The organism is Paraburkholderia sp. UCT31 (assembly GCF_014397655.1).
GTDB classification, from domain to species: Bacteria; Pseudomonadota; Gammaproteobacteria; order Burkholderiales; family Burkholderiaceae; genus Paraburkholderia; species Paraburkholderia tuberum.
In genome coordinates, this window is sequence record NZ_VZQP01000028.1 from 96,717 (window position 1) to 114,983 (window position 18,267).

At 59.5% G+C, this 18,267-nt stretch carries 16 protein-coding genes; 7 read left to right on the forward strand and 9 right to left on the reverse strand.

What is annotated here, in order from left to right; all coding sequences use genetic code 11:
* Positions 1-16: 16 nt before the first annotated feature.
* The 5 genes from F6X40_RS23350 to F6X40_RS23370 are packed head-to-tail and all read right to left on the reverse strand — an operon-like array spanning position 17 to position 3,050.
* On the reverse strand, positions 17-628 hold the full coding sequence (locus tag F6X40_RS23350) for a FumA C-terminus/TtdB family hydratase beta subunit (protein ID WP_184043520.1): 612 nt from the start codon (positions 626-628) through the stop codon (positions 17-19).
* A gap of 46 nt (positions 629-674) precedes the next feature.
* Positions 675-1,544, reverse strand: a complete 870-nt coding sequence (locus F6X40_RS23355) for a fumarate hydratase (protein ID WP_187629379.1) — start codon at positions 1,542-1,544, stop codon at positions 675-677.
* A 29-nt stretch (positions 1,545-1,573) separates the two neighbouring features.
* Entirely contained in the window at positions 1,574-1,993 is a 420-nt protein-coding gene (gene sdhC / locus F6X40_RS23360; protein WP_187629380.1) for a succinate dehydrogenase, cytochrome b556 subunit, read from the reverse strand.
* Positions 1,990-2,322, reverse strand: a complete 333-nt coding sequence (locus tag F6X40_RS23365; protein WP_187629381.1) for a succinate dehydrogenase — start codon at positions 2,320-2,322, stop codon at positions 1,990-1,992. Before F6X40_RS23365 ends, sdhC begins: the two co-directional genes overlap by 4 nt.
* Positions 2,319-3,050 carry a succinate dehydrogenase/fumarate reductase iron-sulfur subunit gene (locus F6X40_RS23370; protein WP_187629382.1) on the reverse strand — a complete coding sequence of 244 codons (732 nt, stop codon included), beginning with the start codon at positions 3,048-3,050 and terminating at the stop codon, positions 2,319-2,321. The genes F6X40_RS23365 and F6X40_RS23370 overlap by 4 nt, the downstream gene beginning before the upstream one ends.
* A 337-nt stretch (positions 3,051-3,387) precedes the next feature.
* Here F6X40_RS23370 and gcvA point away from each other — a divergent pair, with 337 nt between their 5' ends.
* The 7 genes from gcvA (at position 3,388) to F6X40_RS23405 (ending at position 12,941) form a co-directional block, all read left to right on the forward strand.
* A complete protein-coding gene (gene gcvA / locus F6X40_RS23375; RefSeq protein WP_187629383.1) occupies positions 3,388-4,296 on the forward strand; it encodes a transcriptional regulator GcvA in 909 nt (302 codons plus the stop codon).
* Positions 4,297-4,583: 287 nt separating this feature from the next.
* Positions 4,584-7,082 carry a CoA transferase gene (locus F6X40_RS23380; protein WP_187629384.1) on the forward strand — a complete coding sequence of 833 codons (2,499 nt, stop codon included), beginning with the start codon at positions 4,584-4,586 and terminating at the stop codon, positions 7,080-7,082.
* A 376-nt stretch (positions 7,083-7,458) separates the two neighbouring features.
* Positions 7,459-8,550 (forward strand): ABC transporter ATP-binding protein, encoded by a 1,092-nt coding sequence (locus F6X40_RS23385; RefSeq protein ID WP_187629385.1) that lies wholly within the window; start codon positions 7,459-7,461, stop codon positions 8,548-8,550.
* Positions 8,551-8,589: 39 nt separating this feature from the next.
* A complete protein-coding gene (locus F6X40_RS23390; RefSeq protein WP_184073911.1) occupies positions 8,590-9,627 on the forward strand; it encodes an ABC transporter substrate-binding protein in 1,038 nt (345 codons plus the stop codon).
* Positions 9,628-9,679: 52 nt separating this feature from the next.
* Positions 9,680-10,942: an ABC transporter permease gene (locus F6X40_RS23395; RefSeq protein WP_187629386.1), complete on the forward strand. Its 1,263-nt coding sequence runs from the start codon at positions 9,680-9,682 to the stop codon at positions 10,940-10,942.
* A 4-nt stretch (positions 10,943-10,946) separates the two neighbouring features.
* Positions 10,947-11,786, forward strand: a complete 840-nt coding sequence (locus tag F6X40_RS23400) for an ABC transporter permease (RefSeq protein WP_187629387.1) — start codon at positions 10,947-10,949, stop codon at positions 11,784-11,786.
* Between the two features lie 147 nt (positions 11,787-11,933).
* Positions 11,934-12,941, forward strand: coding sequence for an MDR family oxidoreductase (locus F6X40_RS23405; protein ID WP_187629388.1), 1,008 nt, complete (start codon positions 11,934-11,936; stop codon positions 12,939-12,941).
* 113 nt (positions 12,942-13,054) lie between these two features.
* On the opposite strand, the gene F6X40_RS23410 is transcribed toward F6X40_RS23405, so the two are convergent.
* From F6X40_RS23410 to F6X40_RS23425, 4 genes are all read right to left on the reverse strand, one after another.
* Complete coding sequence (locus F6X40_RS23410; protein ID WP_187629397.1) at positions 13,055-14,566, reverse strand: CoA-acylating methylmalonate-semialdehyde dehydrogenase; 1,512 nt, start codon at positions 14,564-14,566, stop codon at positions 13,055-13,057.
* Between the two features lie 154 nt (positions 14,567-14,720).
* The gene (locus F6X40_RS23415) at positions 14,721-15,878 is read right to left on the reverse strand and encodes an iron-containing alcohol dehydrogenase (RefSeq protein ID WP_187629389.1); all 1,158 of its coding nucleotides are present in this window, start codon (positions 15,876-15,878) and stop codon (positions 14,721-14,723) included.
* Between the two features lie 48 nt (positions 15,879-15,926).
* Entirely contained in the window at positions 15,927-16,130 is a 204-nt protein-coding gene (locus F6X40_RS23420) for a hypothetical protein (RefSeq protein WP_187629390.1), read from the reverse strand.
* A gap of 668 nt (positions 16,131-16,798) precedes the next feature.
* Entirely contained in the window at positions 16,799-17,062 is a 264-nt protein-coding gene (locus F6X40_RS23425; protein WP_187629391.1) for a hypothetical protein, read from the reverse strand.
* Between the last annotated feature and the right edge of the window lie 1,205 nt (positions 17,063-18,267).

Genomic DNA, 18,267 nt, shown 5'->3' on the forward strand with positions numbered 1-18,267 from the left:
ACGACGCTGCGTTCGTTCAGCTTCTGATGCCCAGCGACGCGAGCACCGCTTCGCGCCGCTCACGCGTGCTCTGCTGGACCTTCGTGTAGACGCTGCCGCCGTGACTATCCATCGCGACGAGCAGCGGGCCGAATTCGCCGATCCTGAAGCGCCATAGCGATTCGGGGTTCAGGTCGTCGAGATCGACGTCTTCGATCTGTTCGATCCATGTCGTCTCCAGCGCCGCCGTGCCGCCGACGATCGCGAGATACACGCCGCCGTATTTTGCGAACGCATCGCTCGACGCCTGCCCGAGCCCGCCCTTGCCGATCACGATGCGCACGCCGTACTGCGCCATCAGCGCCGCGGTGAAGCGCTCCATGCGTGCGGACGTCGTCGTGCCGACGCAGACGGGCTCGTAGCCCGCCGGATGTGCGTCCGAGCGTGGCACCTTGCGCACGTTCGGCGCGGTGTGAATCACCGCATGGCCGCGCAGATCGAAGCGAGTCGTGCGGCCACGGTCGAACATATGGATCTGCGTGGCGTCGCGGATGCCGAACAGCGTGCCTGTCAACGTAACGGTATCGCCCGTGCGCAACGCGCGAATCTGCGCTTCGCTAGCGGGCATGGACAGCGTGTGATGAGTCATCGATCGTTCCTTGACGGTGTGCGTGCCGATGCGGACAGCCCGCGTGTCAGTAGCCGTACTCGACGCCCGCCGGCGTCAGCGTGGCGCGCGCGCGGCGGGCCGAATGACACTGCATGTTCACGGCAACCGGATTCATCGTGATATGCGTCGCCGCCAGTTCGAGGTGGACCGCGAACGATGTCGCGTCGCCGCCGAGCCCCTGCGGGCCGACGCCCAGGCGGTTCACCGCGGCCGACAGTTCCTCCTCCAGCGCGGCCGCCGCCGGATCGTCGCAATGCGTACCGAGCGCGCGCGTCGCGGCACGCTTGGCGAGCCACACGCACAGATCCGATGTACCGCCGATGCCCACGCCTACAATCGTCGGCGGACACGTCTTGCCGCCCGCATCGACCACGCAGTCGATCACGAAGCGTTTGATCGCGTCGACACCTTCCGCCGGAATCGCCATTTTCAGAAACGAGTTGTTTTCCGAACCGCTGCCCTTCGGAATCATTTCGATCACGAGCGTGTCGGCTGTCGAGTCGAAGTCGATATGGATCGCGGGCATCAGCACGCCGCAAGACGAATGTTCGTTTTTCCGCGTCAACGGATGCACGACCGACGAGCGCAATGGATGCTCGCGCGTGGCCCGTTCGCAACCGCGCCGGATCGCTGCTTTCAACGCGACGCCGTCGAGCGCGAGGCCCGTGCCGATCGTCACGTTGTAGATCGGCAGCCCGGTGTCCTGGCACAGCAGGTTGTCCCGATCTTCGGCAATCGCGATATTGGTGCGCATTGTGCCCAGCACGCGGCGCGCGGTGTCGTCGGTTTCAGCGCGTTCGAGGCGCGCGATACCGTCCTTGATGTCGGGCGGCAAATGCTTCAGCGCGCGTATGTACAACTGCTTCGCGACCTCTTCGATCTGCTGCATGTCCATTGATGAATCTCCGTCGGGGGACCGTGCGTTCACGACGTGAGCGACAGCGCAAACGCCAGCCCGATGACCAATGCGCCGCCCGCTGTCGCCGCGATCAGGTTCTTGCGCAAACCGCTCCATGGCCGGTATTCGATGAGCAGAATGCGCACGCCGCCGAACAGATGCGCGGCCAGCAACGTGACGAGGCCCCACTCGGCGAATACGAAGGCGGGTTGCCTCGTCACGGCGAGAAACGACTCGAACGATGCTGCGCCGTGCAAAGCGGTGCCGAGCGCCCAGAAGTGCAGCGGCAGAAAGAAGGCGAGCGCGAGTCCGGACAGACGGTGCACAAGAAAGGCCCACCACGCGGGATGGTTGCGCGCGCGCGAGTCGGCGCGCCGGCCAGGGGTGCGGTGTCGGGCGTGGTTCGTGTCTGTTGCTGGTTTCGCTGCGCGTGCCATGTCGCTCATTGCGGCCCTCCTACCAGCGCGAAGACCGCGCGCAGACCGGCAATCGCCAACGCAATGCCGACGATCACGCTCGCCACCCCGACGCTGCGCCCGCGCCAGCCGAGCCACTCCTCGGCGATCCTTCTCAAGCCGACAGGCACATGCGCGGACGACGCAAGCACGAACACTGAATAGAACACCGCCCACGCCGTATTGCCGTGCAGACGCGCGATCACGTTCGCCGCGCTCAGCCCGCCATGCACGACGATTATCATGATGACAAGATGGACGGCCACGCATAAGGTCAGCACCATCGCCGACAGGCGCTGCAACCGCCAGCCGTTCATCATCGCGGTTCTCCTTTCGGCGCATGGCCGCGAAGCCGCTTCAGGCCAGCAATGCTGGCCGTCGGCTGCAGCGACTTGGGACACCGTTCGGTACACGAGCCGAGCGTATGGCACGAATGACAGCCTGCGTCGTTGGAGACGGCTGCGACGCGGGTTTGCTGCTGGATGTCGCGTACGTCGTTGACGAGCGTCCACGCACGATTGAGCGCGGCGGGTCCAAGATAGTCGGGGTTCCATGCGACGACGTCGCAGCTCGCATAACAGACACCGCAGCCAATGCATTCAATCCCCGCGTCGGCCGCCTTGCGTTCGGCGGAGGCGGGATCGACGCAAGTGGCAGGTTCGTTACGCGTGTGTTCGCCCTTGAAATAGCCCTTCGCGTCGCGCCATTTGTCGAAGAAGGCGGTCATGTCCGTCGCCAGATCCTTGATGACGGGCAGGTGATTGAGAGGCGCGATTTCGAGCACGTCACCGGCGTGCTTCATGACTTTGGTGACGTGCGTGCGGCAGGTCCATCGCGCGCGGCCGTTGACGGTCATTGCGCATGAACCGCACATGCCGACCCGGCACGCAAAGCGATAGGACAGCGTCGCATCCAGATGGCGCTGGATGTGGATCACCACGTCGAGCACGGTCTGACTTTCCATGCGCGGCACGTCGAAGCGCTGAAAGCTGCCTTCGTTGTTACCGCGCCAGACGTCGACCTTGAGTTGCGGGGGAGTGGTTCGCATCGTGACCGTTGAGACTCGAATGATTGCGAAGCCAGTCTAAGGGGCGCGCGCCGCCCGTCAAAGCCAAAGATTCTTGTTGCAAGCTCAAGGTTTTTTTATGCTCGCGGGCGTGCGAGTGCCTGTGAGAACGCTCTTGAAACCGCCCCACCAGGCTTGTCATTTCAGAGTGTTCGAAATTCCGCGCTAACATAGGTTCGATTGCCCAATTGGATGGAGTGAGCAGGCACTCGTCGACGCCAGGGAATGCCGCCGCGTCCGCGGGTCTAGTGGATCTTGAGATGCCGCAACACGCAACTAATCCACGAAGTCGGACAGCTTTAGTCAAACGGTCTGCAGAATGAGAAAACGATTACCTCCGCTTAACTGGTTGCGCGCATTTGAATCCTCTGCCCGGCATCTCAGTTTCACCCATGCGGCGACAGAGTTGAGCCTGACCCAGGCGGCGGTAAGCCAACAGGTGAAGGGACTCGAGTCGCAGTTGGGGGCAGTCCTCTTTAAGCGCTTGCCAAGAGGACTCGAGCTCACTGAGGCCGGGCTAGCCTATTTGCCGGTTGTCCACGAGGCCGTAGAGCGACTGGCGGCCGCAACTGAAGAGATCTTCGGGCAAGGTCACGGCAGAGTCCTTACCGTTCGGGTCAGCCTTGTGTTTTTTACCCATTGGCTGGCAATGCGCTTACCCGACTTTCGTGAACGCCACCCCGAGGTCAATCTGCGTATCACCAGCAACATATGGGGGGGCGATTCGAGCGTGACCGACGTCGAAGCCGATATGGAAATCCGCTATGGACATGGAGAATGGACGGGACTCAAGTCCGAGCGGCTGACCTGGGATACGTTGCTGCCGGTCTGCGCCCCATTCTTGCCCTCCGAACAGGCGCCACTGGCTACTCCGAAGGATCTCCGTCACCACGAACTACTCCACGTCCTGGGCTACGAGGAGGGCTGGGGATACTGGTTGAAGAAAGCAGGCGCGGGACAGGTCGACTCTTCGAAGGGAATGCAGTTCGATACCTTGATCTCTGCTTTGAGAATGGCCGAGCTTGGTCAAGGGGTGGCCTTGGCGCGCTCGTCGCTGGTCCAGTCGATGCTGGACACCGGGCAACTGATAGCGCCTTTCAAATCCCGGCTTACGACCAGTGAAGCTTTCTACCTGGTCTATTCTCCTCACAGCATCGTCAACCCTGATGCCGCGGCGTTCGTGGCCTGGTTGAGTGCGAAGGCTCAGGAGGGGCGTGCGCGAAACTGATCAGGCAGGTTGACATCGCACGTCCATTTCGCCGGGCTGCCAGTGATCGACTGGTCATTTTCTTGCGCGTTCACTCCGCCGGCCTCAGCCATAAATAAAATAGCCCCATCCTCGTTTTTTTTATTGCTTTACCGGCTCCCCGTTGTATCCGACAGTGATCCCCAGTTCGTCGCCAAGGCCCCTCGCCTCGCATTTGAAATGCGGTTGATTGGTGCTGGCGGCGACCCACCACAATGATGACCTGCGTTTCGGAAGATCTGCAGGTCCTGGAGATGAGTCGGTGAGCCATGGGAAAGCATGATCAACTGCCTTTTAGCGGCGTGAAAGTCATCGACTTTGGCCAGTACATCGCCGGCCCGGCCGTGGCGATGATCCTGGCGGATCTCGGCGCCACCGTCATTCACATCGATCCCCCTGCTGGGCCGCTTTGGGACAGCCCGGCCAATGCCGTACTGAACCGCAACAAGTATTGCTTGCAGCTTGACCTGAAGTCCGCGCAGGGGCTCGAGGCGGCCATGGCATTCATCGCGCGTGCCGATATCGTGATCGAGAACTTCCGGCCGGGCGTCATGACCCGGTTGGGCCTGGACTTCGCCGAGCTGCGTCGTCAAAGGCCCGAGCTCATTACGCTGTCCATCCCTGGTTTCGCCAGCAACGACCAGTTGCGTCGTCACTGGCGCGCCCTCGAGCCGATTATTGCGTCGGCCTCCGGGGTATTCACCGATATGGGTCAGAACCGCGTACTGATGGGGATAAACCCGAGTTTTTCGCCGCTGCCGCTAGCCTCGTCCTACGGCACCATGCTGGCTGTCTCCGCGGTGGCACTCGCTCTGCAAGCGCGGGAGCGCACGGGAGTGGGTGATCAGATCGAGGTGCCTCTGGCCGCGGCGGTGATGGAGGGGCTGTCTTACAACTCGATCAGGATCGACGGTTATCCCGAACGCTACAAGACCTTGCGCGAAAAGGAAATTGAGCGGCGGCGGTCGGAAAATCTTCCGATGAACCTCAGCTACGAAGAACTGCAAGAATACCTCGACCCCTTTTACCGTACATACGAGTGCGCGGACGGTCGCAAGTTCTATGCGGTATGCCCGTCACACCGCTCGCACGCCAGGCGTTGCCTTCAGGCGATGGGGTTGTACGAGGAAACGCTATCTGCCGGGCTACCGACAGTGAGCGACCCATACCTTCCTATCTCTCAGTGGGAGGGGGACGCCTCACTCGGTGTCTACCCGTTGCCTGACCATTGGGCACGGCGCATTTCGGCACGCATGAAGGAGGTGTTCCTGACCAGGACAGCGACCGAGTGGGAAAAAATTTTCGGCGAAGGCCGGTTTCCCGGTGCGCCCCACCGATCGACTCAAGAATGGTTGCATGACGAGCACGCCAACGCCGCGGGTCTGGTGGTCGATGTCGACGACCACCAGTACGGCAACATGAAACAGCCCGGCGCGATCGCCTGGCTGGAAGACAGTGCCGACTTGATGCTCTCGCCCGACTCACGCCGCACGGTGAGTCTCAAAGAAGCCCTGGCCATCCTGGATAAGTGCGCGCCCACGGCACTGCCGCCCCCATCTGAACAGCATGTTGGCGGCTGGCTTGACGGTGTGCGTGTCCTCGATCTGACCAATGTCATCGCGGGTCCGCATTCGACCTCCTACCTCGGCCGGTTCGGCGCCGAGGTTATCAAGCTCGACCCCGTAACGCCCAACTATGATCCCTGGAACACAGTGGTCTTTGGCATGTCTTCGGGCCGCGGCAAGCAAAGCGTCCTGGTCGACCTGAAGCACCCTGACGGACGCGAGGTGTTTAACCAATTGGTTCGTTCGGTTGATGTGATCGTGATGAATGCACCGGATCGTCAACTGGCACCTTTGGGTCTTGACGAAGTCAGTCTCCAGGCCGTCAACCCTGGCGTGATCTTCTGTCAACTGGATTGCTTTGGGGGACCGCGTCGCGGCCCGCGGACCGATTATCTCGGTTACGACGACTTGATCCAGGCAAGCACCGGCATCATGCTGCGCTTCGGCGGCGGCATGGCAACGCCAGAGGAACACGCTCACGTCGGAACCATTGACGTGAATTGCGGATTCGCTGCAGCGCTCGGCGTTGGCGCCGCGTTATATCGCAAAGCCAGAACCGGCCAGATCAGCCGTGCCCGGACCTCCCTGGCATCGCTCGGCAACCTGGTGCAGATTCCCTTCTGCTACGACTACCCACGGCGGGCCCCGTTCGATGAGCCTTCCGGCCGTAGCGCCCAGGGCTTTGGCAACCTGTCACGCTTCTTTCGGGCCGCGGATGACTGGTTGTATGTGGACGCCAGCGAAAAGGAACTGGACAAGCTAAACGCCGTAGAGGGGCTGACGGGCATCCGCGACGCGGCAGATCCCGCAGCGTTTCTCAGCTCCGCGTTTGCCACGGTCTCCGCCGAAACCTGGCAGACGCGGTTGCAAGCGGCCAATGTGGCGGCAGCCATTCCGGACAATATCGACAACTTGCGCCAACGCTACAGCCGCCCTGCAGACAATCGTCCGGGTATCGATAACGCCAGCTATTCATTCAGTGTGTATGCCGAGCATCCGAGTGGACGACGCGTCATCCAACTCGATCCTTTTGCGATTCGCCCTCACGTCGCTCCGATCCGCGCACTGGCGCCAGCAGAAAAGTTTGGTGCCTCGACCCGAGGGGTTCTGCGCAAGATGGGCTACAGCGATACCCAGATTGCGACGTTGATTGCGCGAGGGGCGGTCGGCGAAAGCTGGTGCGAAGAGTACTTGCCCAGCTGAACACGTCACCGTTGCGGGCAAGCCGGAACAAATCGCGACCGCTCCGCTGATGTGTGGGCGTGGCCGATAGCAGCAAGCACCCTGGAAGAAAAAAGCTGTAGCGAGGGGGTGTTCGAATATTTATAAGATTGGAGACGAAGATGCACGTACGACACCGCAAGCTCCCGGGTACCGAAAACACCCGGCGAGGCGCAGAAATCGTTATCGAGAACCTCAATCGAGCTACGCAGCACATGGCGCGAAAACGCCCATGGCGAGGCATGGGGAAGGAGGTCCCCTGTGCGCCTCCCTGTCGCCGCAGCCGAGCTGCAGACACAGCACTACCGCCTGCGCTGCCAGGTGCCTTGCGCACCGAAAGACATTGAGGGTAACGATCATGCAAGACCAGGGCAACACATTTGTGAGCTTCCGCAATGTTCGGAAGACATACGACGGAGAAACACTCGTCGTCAAAGACCTGAATCTCGACATCCAGAAGGGGGAGTTTCTCACTTTGCTTGGTCCGTCTGGCTCGGGAAAGACCACCTGTCTCATGATGCTCGCCGGGTTTGAATACCCAACCGATGGAGAAATCTGGCTGGATGGTCAGTTACTTAATCGTATTCCGCCGCATAAACGCGACATTGGAATGGTATTTCAGAACTATGCACTCTTTCCACACCTGACCGTCGGACAGAACCTCGAGTATCCCCTCAAGGTTCGCAAGATGCCGGCAGACGAGCGGGCCGCGCGCGTCAAGCGGGCGCTCGAGATGGTCCACATGGAAAAGCTGGGTAAGCGAATGCCAGGTCAGCTCTCAGGCGGTCAGCAACAGCGCGTGGCGCTTGCGCGTGCGTTGGTGTTCAACCCAAAGCTTGTGCTGATGGACGAACCGCTTGGCGCGCTGGACAAACAGCTGCGCGAGCACATGCAGATAGAGCTCAAGGCATTGCACGAATCTCTTGGCCTGACCTTTGTGTACGTCACACACGATCAAGGTGAGGCGCTCACGATGTCTGATCGAGTGGCGGTCTTTGATCAGGGGGTGATCCAACAGCTCGACCGGGTCGACTCGCTCTACGAATCGCCGAGGAATCTGTTTGTAGCCAACTTCATTGGTGACAGTAACCGGGTGGAAGGCACCGTCGTAAGCCGGGATGGTAATTATTGCGAGTTGCGCATTGCAGACGGTACGACCGTACGTGCGCTGAATGTTGCCGGGCTCAATGTCGGTAGCCACGCCACAGGGGTGATCCGTCCCGAGCGGCTCTCGATTGGACGGCAATCCGAACAGCAGCGCAATGTCATCAACAGCGAAACGCTTGGGATGATCTACTTCGGCGATCACGTCCGGCTACGCTGCCGCTGCCCCGGAGAAACAGAGTGTTTCGTGAAGGTTCCGCTCGGACAGGACGGGGCGGCCCATGTCCAACCGGGAAATCGAATCGCGTTGTCGTTTCATGAAGATCATCTGAGAGTTTTCAATTGACCACGCGTAGCGAAATCACCTTGTGCCAAGGAGAACGAAATGAGGTTCTTTAGAAATACGGTCGGCGTGGCTGCCATGATGTGTTGTTCCGCTTTCGCATTGGCCGACGGCCTTACGACGGTCAATTACGGTGGCGCCGTGGGGAATGCCCAGAAGGCTGCCTGGGTTGAACCGTTCTCGAAAGCGAGCGGTATTCCGACGATTGCGATTGAGTACACGGGCGAAATGGCCAAAGTCAAAGCGATGGTCGACGCCAAAGATGTCACGTGGGATGTCGTTGAAGTCGAGTCGGCAGACATCGGACGCGGCTGTCAGGACGGACTCTTCGAGAAGCTCGACTGGTCGAAGATCGCGAAAAAGGGTGATCTGGTGCCTGGATCGGTGACTCCCTGCGCTGCCGGCACATTCGTGTGGTCGACCGTGCTGGCATACAACCCGACGCTGACGAAGGGCACGCCACAGGGCTGGAAGGATTTTTGGGACGTCAAGAAATTTCCTGGCAAGCGTGGCATGAAGAAGGAGGCGCGTTATAACCTCGAGTTCGCACTGATGGCAGATGGCGTTCCGGCGAAAGACGTGTACACCGTGCTGGGCACGGAGGCTGGCGTCAATCGGGCGTTCAAGAAGATGGACGAGCTCAAGCCACACATTCAGTGGTGGGAGGCTGGCGCACAGCCGCCGCAGTTCCTGGTCGCCGGTGACGTTTCGATGTCCACCGCGTATAACGGCCGCATCGACGCCGCAATGCGGGCAGGGAACAAGAACCTGGGTATCTCGTGGGACCAAAGCATCTATGAGCTGGACTTTTTCGTGATTCCGAAGGGCTCGAAAAATAAGGATGCAGCCGAGAAGTACATTGCCTACGTGCTCGAACCTCAGGCTCAAGCTGCGTTCGCGCGGCTCATTCCGTACGGGCCAACCAACAAGAACGCTTTAAAGTTGCTCGATGCAGCCACTCTTGAAAACCTGCCTAACTCGCCGAAGCACAGCAAAACCGCTATCCCCAACGACGTAGAGTTCTGGACCGACCACGGCGACGGGCTGGAACAGCGTTTCACCGCGTGGGCAGCGAAATAACGCGAATCGCGTACTTATCGCTCGAACGCATGCGTACGCGAAGGAGAGAGACATGAGCGCGGTAACTACTCAGCAGCAGGATTGGCATTTGCGTGAGCTCAAGCGATCGCTTAGGAACGTGAATTTACGTAAGCAAATGGCGGCGCTGGCGCTGGTCGCTCCTCTTGCTATTTTCATTTTTCTGGTATTCGTGATGCCCGTTGCATCCATGATTTCGCGGTCGATTCAGAGTCCGGAAGTCGTTGACGCGTTGCCAGCCACGACGGCGGCGCTGCGAAACTGGGATCGGAAATCGGCCGTTCCGGATGACGCTTTTCGCGGGCTGATGCTGGATATCGAGCGCAACGGCGGGAACAACAGTTCGGGTACCGCTGCCGGTCGACTGAACGGGCAGAAGGCGGGTTTCCGTTCGTTGTTTTACAAGACTTCGAGCGCACTTCCGTTCGGCGACGATGATTCAGCGCTGCCTGCGCACGAGGTTCGACAAAAGCTGATCGAAATCGACAGGCGTTGGGAAGATCCTAGTTACTGGCAGGTAATCGCTAAAGATTCATCCCGATACACAAGCCAGTATCTCCTCGCGACGATGGACTTCCGTCGCAATTCTGCCGGTGACATCGTTCCGGTTGATCCAGGCGCCTCGGCATATCGGGAGATATTCAAGCGAACGTTCGTGATTAGCGGCCTGGTAACGCTCGCCGCGCTGCTCCTCGGCTATCCCCTGGCATATTGGATCTCCAGTCTGCCGGCGGGTAAGGCAAATCTGCTGATGATCCTGGTGCTCCTTCCCTTCTGGACTTCGATCCTCGTGCGGATCTCCGCCTGGATCGTCATCCTTCAAGGATCGGGCCTCGTCAACAAGGCGTTGCTGTCGCTGGACCTGATATCGTCTCCATTGACACTGCTGTTCAACCGGACGGGGGTGCTGATCTCGATGACTCATATCCTCCTGCCGTTCATGATTCTGCCGCTGTACAGCGTCATGAAATCGGTGCCAGCCAGCTATACGAAGGCAGCGATCTCGCTGGGTAGTCACCCGTTCGGCGCGTTCTGGAAGGTCTACTTTCCGCAAACGCTGCCAGGAGTCGGCGCCGGCGGACTGCTGGTATTCATCACGGCTTTGGGCTACTACATTACTCCGGCATTGCTGGGCGGAGCCGGCGACCAGATGGTGAGCTACTACATCGCCTATTTCACGAATGTGGCCTTGAACTGGGGGATGGCGTGCGCACTGGGAGCGGTTCTGCTTCTCGTGACGTTGATACTCTTCGGTGTTTATCGAAAGATCGTCGGCAACGAACTGAAGGTAGGTTAGGACCATGAAAACGACCGTATCGCGTTTTGCACCTTATACATCGGCCCCCGAGATCGCGTGGCACTACTTTTTGCGATCGACCAATGTCATGATCCTGCTTTTTCTGGTCTTGCCGATACTGGTGATCATCCCGCTTTCTTTCACGGACAATACATTCCTGGTCTATCCGATACACAAGTTCTCGTTCAAGTGGTACCACAATCTGTTTACGTCGATTGACTGGCTTCGTGCCGGAAAAAACAGCTTCATCGTAACCCCGCTTGCCACGATCTTGGCCACTGTCCTCGGGACGTTGGCCGCGTTAGGCCTCAACAAGGCGACGTTCAAAGGCAAGGGCGCGCTGATCGGCATTTTGATCTCGCCGATGATCGTGCCGGTGATCGTCACTGCCGTCGGGATGTATCTGTTCTTTGCGAAGTGGGGGTTAGCCGGGTCGTACCTTGGTCTGATTTTCGGTCATACCGCTATCGCTGCTCCATTCGTCGTGGTCACTGTCAACGCCACCCTTGCCGGGTTCAACCAGAATTACGTGCGCGCGAGCCTGAGCCTCGGTGCGTCGCCCGTCAGGACGTTCTTCTCCGTCACCCTGCCCATCATTGCGCCGGGCGTTATTTCTGGAGCCCTGTTTGCATTCGCCACGTCGCTCGATGATGTCGTCATCACGATGTTCATCGCGGGTCCGACACAAGGTACATTGCCGTTGCAGATGTTCATCGGCCTCCGGGAAAACATTACTCCGACGATTGCTGCCCTTGCGACAATTCTGATTGTATTTTCGAGCCTGCTTCTGGTGACGATGGAGTGGCTGAGGTCCAGAAGCGCGGCGCGACAGATAGCGACGTGACATTGCTTGCCGCGGCACCTGTCGCCCTGTTCCTGTGGAAGCCGTCAGGCATCGGGCGTAGTGGTACATCCTTGCATGGTTTATGTTGTCCGGATGTACCATTTCGCCTTGCCTGCCCGCCTGCGTTCACCGTGAGAGAGGACAAGCATGGCTTTTTCAGCCCTTTATCTGCAGCAGAATGACAACGGTTTTTCGGCCGGGGTTACCAGCCTCGATGACCGAACCCTCGACGAGCATCCCCTCGCAGCCGGCGAAGTGCTCATTCGTATCGCGCACTCGACGCTTAACTACAAGGACGCGCTAGCGGTCACGAACCGCGGTCCGGTCGTACGCGCCTGGCCAATGGTCGCGGGTATCGATGGCGCCGGCGAGGTGGTGACATCGACAGATTCTCGCTGGAAAGCGGGCGATATTGTCCTCGTCAACGGATGGGGCCTCGGCGAAACACACTGGGGGTGCCTCGCAGAGAAAGCCCGCCTGAAGGCCGACTGGCTGATTGCGGTACCGCAGGGACTATCAACGGCCGAAAGCATGGCAATCGGGACGGCCGGTTACACGGCGATGCTATCCTGCCTTGCGCTGGAACAGGCCGGTGTCAAGCCGGCCGACGGTGAAGTGCTCGTGACCGGCGCGAGCGGCGGTGTGGGCAGCGTGGCAATCTCGCTATTGAGCAGTTGGGGATTTACGGTCGTGGCATCGACGGGCAAGCCGGAGCAGGCGCATTTTCTGAAGCGTATCGGCGCCGCCGATGTGGTCGATCGGGACTCGCTGTCGGCAGCCGGCAAGCCGTTGCAGAAAGAGCGCTGGGCGGCGGTTGTGGATTCTGTCGGCTCGCATACGCTTGCCAACGCATGCGCACAGACGAAATATGGCGGCGTCGTGACGGCGTGTGGTCTCGCGCAAGGCATGGAGTTCCCGGCGAACGTTGCGCCTTTCATTCTGCGCGGTATAAAACTGCTGGGCATCGACTCGGTCATGTGTCCGATCGCTCATCGTCAGATAGCGTGGAATCGGCTCGCTGCGGATCTGGATCGAGCAAAGCTCGCCGAACTCACGCACCGAATAGCGTTGCACGACGTGCCGGAGGCAGCCGTGCAAATGATGGATGGAAAGCTGAGCGGTCGAACGGTTGTCGACATTCGCCGCGACGCATGATGTCGGGCGCTTCCGTACGGATTTGAAGGCCTGCGACTTCAGGACCGGTGGTGTGCTCTCCCGTGCCGGGATGTGGCAGCACGGGAGCTGTAGCGGGTTTTGCAGTGGAAAGACTACCTCGCCGTCGGCATCGCGAATTCGGCACCTTGCTCGATACTCTCCGGCCAGCGTTGCATGATTGACTTCTGACGCGTATAGAACCGGACGCCTTCCTCGCCATACGCGTGCGTGTCACCGAACAAGCTACGCTTCCAGCCGCCAAATCCGTGCCACGCCATCGGTACCGGGATCGGTACGTTGATGCCAACCATTCCAACCTCAATTCTCCGGCCGAACTCGCGCGCGATGTGTCCGTCGCGAGTGTAACAGGCGACGCCATTGCCGAATTCGTGCGCGTTGACCAGGTCGACGGCCTCTGTAAAGTCCTTCGCACGGACGCAGGACAGCACCGGTCCGAAGATTTCCTCTTGATAGATGCGCATCTCGGGTGTGACGTGGTCGAACAACGTGGCACCGGTAAAAAAGCCTTCCTCGTGCCCCGGAACTTTGAGGCCACGTCCATCGACAACCAGCGACGCGCCTTCTTCGACGCCAATCGCGATGTAGTTTTCAATGCGTTCCAGCGCCTGACGTGTGACGATCGGCCCCATCTCGGCGTCGGCCTCCATGCCGTTCTTTACTATTACGGAGCGTGCTCGATCAGCGAGCCGCGGAATCAGCTTGTCCCCAACGTCGCCTACGAGGACTGCGACCGAGATCGCCATGCACCGTTCACCCGCGGAGCCGTAGCCTGCGCCGACCAAAGCGTCGACGGCTTGATCAATGTCAGCGTCGGGCATCACAACCATGTGATTCTTCGCCCCGCCAAGCGCCTGGATCCGTTTTCCGTGCTTTGCCCCCGTCTCGTAGATGTAGTTGGCAATCGGCGTCGAACCGACGAAACTGATCGCTTTTACGTCAGGATGCTCGAGTAGTGCGTCCACGACTACCTTGTCCCCCTGCACGACGTTGAACACTCCGTCAGGCAACCCGGCTTCCTGCAGCAGGCGGGCCATGTAGAGCGAAGCTGACGGATCACGCTCGCTGGGCTTCAGAATGAACGCATTGCCTGCGGCGATCGCGATCGGAAACATCCAGCAAGGAACCATGCACGGAAAGTTGAAAGGCGTGATTCCCGCGACAACGCCGAGGGGTTGCCGGGTCGTCCAGTTGTCGATGTCGGTCGACACCTGTTCCGTATGGTCGCCCTTCAGCAATTGCGGGATGCCGCAGGCAAACTCGATCACATCAATGCCCCGTGCTACTTCGCCTTGCGCATCGCTGAACACTTTTCCATGCTCGGCCGTCATGATCGCTGCCAGCTCGTCCTTGTGCTGGTTCATCAGTTCGAGAAAGCGGCGCATGACGCGCGCGCGACGGATGGGTGGCGTATTGCTCCATCCCTGGAATGCCCGTGTCCCTGACGCTACTGCGGCACTTACGTCGGACGCGTCGCCGAGGTGCACCATGCGTGCAGGAGAACCGGTCGCGGGGTTGAATATCGGCTGCTTTCGAGTGCCTGAGCCAGGCACGCGGCGACCGTTGATGAAGTGAACCACGTCTGCGTCGTCGTTGAAAGGCTGCATTTCATACTCCTTGCTGGGATTGGAACAGGTTCTAAGTGCCGCAAAAACGGGCGATTGGAATAGGGTTTTGCCTTCCGATGGCAAGAGTTGTTGTTGCATCTGAATGACCGTCACTTCGACAGATCAGATGCGGTTTTTTTGAGGGGGAATTCGCTTACCAGAGACCGCGGTAGAGCTCGACCATTTCCGCGACCGAGGGCACGCGTGGATTATTGCCAGGCGAGCCAGAGGCCAGAGCCTGCTGTGCCATGGTCGGCATTAAGCTGAAGAAGCGCTCGCGGTCGATACCAAATTGTTCGGGCGTCGGCACCTGAAGGTCAGCGTTGATCGACCGCAATTCAGCGAGCAACCTGGCATTGGCGGTCTGCGTACTGTCCTGCCTGTCGGCCACGCCCATGGCACGAGCGCAATCAGCGTAGCGTTCTTCCGCCGCCGGGATCGAGAACGCGGTCACACTGGGCAGCAGCATGGCGTTGGACAGGCCATGGGGAACGTGGAAAAAAGCGCCGATCGGTCGACTCATGCCGTGTACCAGCGCCACGGATGCAGCGGAGAACGCCACACCCGCGAGCGTCGAACCGAGCATCAGGGCTTCGCGGGCGGCTGTATCCTGGCCGGATCGATAGGCTTTACGCAGATTGGGGCCAATCAAGCGCATGGCCGCCAAGGCCTGACTGTCGCTGTACAGGTTGGCTTTCCGGCTGACGTAGGCCTCGATCGCGTGGGTCAGCGCATCAATACCCGTATCGGCGGTGACGCGCGGCGGCAGGCTGAGGGTCAGGTCGTAGTCGACCAAGGCTGCCACGGGCATGAAGCCGATGCCCACACAGAGCATTTTTTCGTCGTTCTGCTCGTCAGTGATGATCGTGAAACGGGTCACTTCCGAGCCGGTTCCCGCAGTGGTGGGCACCGCGATAATGGGCAACCCAACCTCGGTAACAACGCGCGGAAATTTATAGTCGCGCATTTCTCCACCATGCCTGGCAAGAATGCCAATCGCCTTGGCGCTGTCGATCGGACTGCCGCCGCCCAGTGCAATGATACTGTCGTAGTCTCCTGCGCGAGCCTTCTCCACGCCAGCTCGAATCGAGTCAACCGTGGGCTCGGGGACCGTATCAGCGAAAATTTCGGCTGTCATGCCATTGGCGGCGAGATTTTCCTGAATGCGCCCGGCATAGCCCAGCTGCACCATCATCTTGTCGGTGATGATCAGAGGTCGACTGCAGCCGAGAGTCGCCAGAACCGTGGGAACTGTCTCGCTGGCGTTGGCGCCGACCTGGAGGATGCGCGGCAAAATCACATGGTTAGACATATCGAATCCAGTATGAATGACGGTTAAATATAAGAAGCAATCCGGGATCTAATCATTAATTGAAGTCTTCATCTCGATGCCTAGTCCTTCTGATAATTTGGATAACCAGACATCGATATCTTTGCTATTGGGAATGGTGAAACTTGCCGGAGCGGTATAGTTTTCGGTGTTCGTTAATTCCCAGTTAGGCATCACCTGTTCGAGAGGTCCCTGCAGGCGTGCATCGCGATGACGCAATAAATCCAGCGTCATTAACAGAGATAGCGGCAAAGTGATATGCCCATGGCCGGGCCGGCCGTGCGTTGCCCGAAGTGAATGGCCCTGACTTCGTAAGCCGATAGTTGATTAAGCTTCCACATGACTCATCGTCTCGTCTCCCGGACCCGCAGATTTGCTGCAATGCAGGTCATCATTGTCGTCGGTAGCCGTCAGCACTGATCAATCGCGTTTCGGCTGCAAGCTGCCGTGGCGGCGCGCTGAGGTTACTGTCGGTTAGAACGAGGAGCGGGTAAAGCAATAAAAAAGCCGATGATGGGTCCGCTTTACTTATGGCTATGGCCGTCGGGGCGAGGTGGAAGGCTATTTTTGCCCATCCCCCGCCGAACTGAGCGATCTGAAGAAGCAGTTACATTAATCTCGTCCACGTCATGTGAGCGGTCGCCGCGCGCGAGAGCGACCTTCGGCGGGGACATTTGCGCTGATCCGCCCCGCTGCCCTCGATCGATATTACAAGCAGTTCTTCCCCGCTTCGAACACGATCTCGGTCGCGACGTTCGGCTGGTGCGAGCAGGAATGCTTTACTTGCGTATAGGACTTCAACGCCTGATGCCCTCCAGTGGCGCCACACAGACTGAGCGTTCGGCGCTGCAATGGCCGTTGCCAAGCCGGATCTTGAGGCGGGTGCCGCGCCTCACAGCGATCTAGCGCCGCTGTCTCAGCAAGTCGAATTGGCGCTGTTGTCTCAGCGAATTCAGTTCGCGCTGCTGCCTCACCAAATCCAGGTCGCGCTGTTGTTTCAGTAATTGGAGTTGTTCGTTCTGGAGTTCGATCTGTTGCTTCTGCGCTTCCAATTGCGCTCTATAGGCCCCCATGCTTTGGTCAGCCAGCGCTTCCTGCGGGTAAGTCTGCGCGTCGGCGAGGGAACAGCCAGCCGTCAATGTCGCAGCAACGATAAGTGCTTTCATGATGCCCCCGGGCGGATGCTCTTTTGAGATATTTTAGGCCAGAAAGGTGGGGCATCGGCGGGACCGACGTGGCTGTCGGCGTCGTGCCTGGATCGGTGATTGCGTATGTTGAGCGAGCGGCGTGCGTGGCAACGAGAGGCCGGCATCGACCCGTGACTGCCTTTCGACTCCTACCGTTGAGCGACCGCACTTGGTCCAGCAGCGGGCGGTCGCAGCCGCGAACGCCACATCACCTCTCGGTTGAAGGCACGAGCCCGCGATCGATCGCCAGTCACGGTGCCTGGCCTGATCTGATGAAAAAGCGCTACTGCGAAACTGGCGCGTTAGATGGTGCGTCCGCTGGCATCTGCGGTAGTGGCACTGCTGCTGCGTTGTTCGTGCCGCTGCCCGTCGCTCCCGTTTGCCCGCGATGGCCTCGGTGCGAACTGCGTACCACGGTGGGCTCGCTCGCCGCCACCGGCCGCATTGGCGGATGCGCGATGTACTGAAAGTTTTCATTAACCGCGCTATTGCCCGTATCGAACGACCGGTGGATGAACACGCTGCTACTAACGGGTGAACTGGCTTGCGCGAAAGCCATCGGCCCGATCGACATCATGGCTGCGCCCACCGCAGCACTCACGGCAAGAATGTGCATGAGCAAACCGGCATTACGGGCTGTCGGACGTGCTTTCAATTTACGTCTCCTTCAATATACGTGCGGTTCGCAACCGCTTGCAGCGGGCAGCCGTTTTACCGTTGGGTACGCTGGCTCAAAAAATTGGCCCACGTTGAGGAGGCGCGGGCCGAGCGGAGAAAAACACGAAGCGCTGCCGGGGGAAAAGGCCAGACCAGTCTAGTCCGAGTCATGGAAAAGAAGGTTTCATACTGGATTACAGGTGTTACTCGATATAACTGATCGATGAATCGCGCCGGGAATTCTCCGGATCTGGTGCGAGTTGCCTGCTGCCCACTCCCGAAACAGCGCTTGAAAATGAAGCTGGCTCGTCCGGCGAATCATCGGTCGCCGTCGCTTCGCCAAGTGGCGACTGATAGCTCATCAGCAGACGTTCGCCAACCGACTGCGAAGGACCGTTCGTGGCCGACCATCGCCTCATGCGCCCAGCGTTTGCCACTCCGCAAGTGGCGCTCGACTTTCTCACGCACGGTCGCTGGCGAAAGGTTGGTCTCAGGTAGTTCCGCGGCGCGCACCACCCTCACGAGTA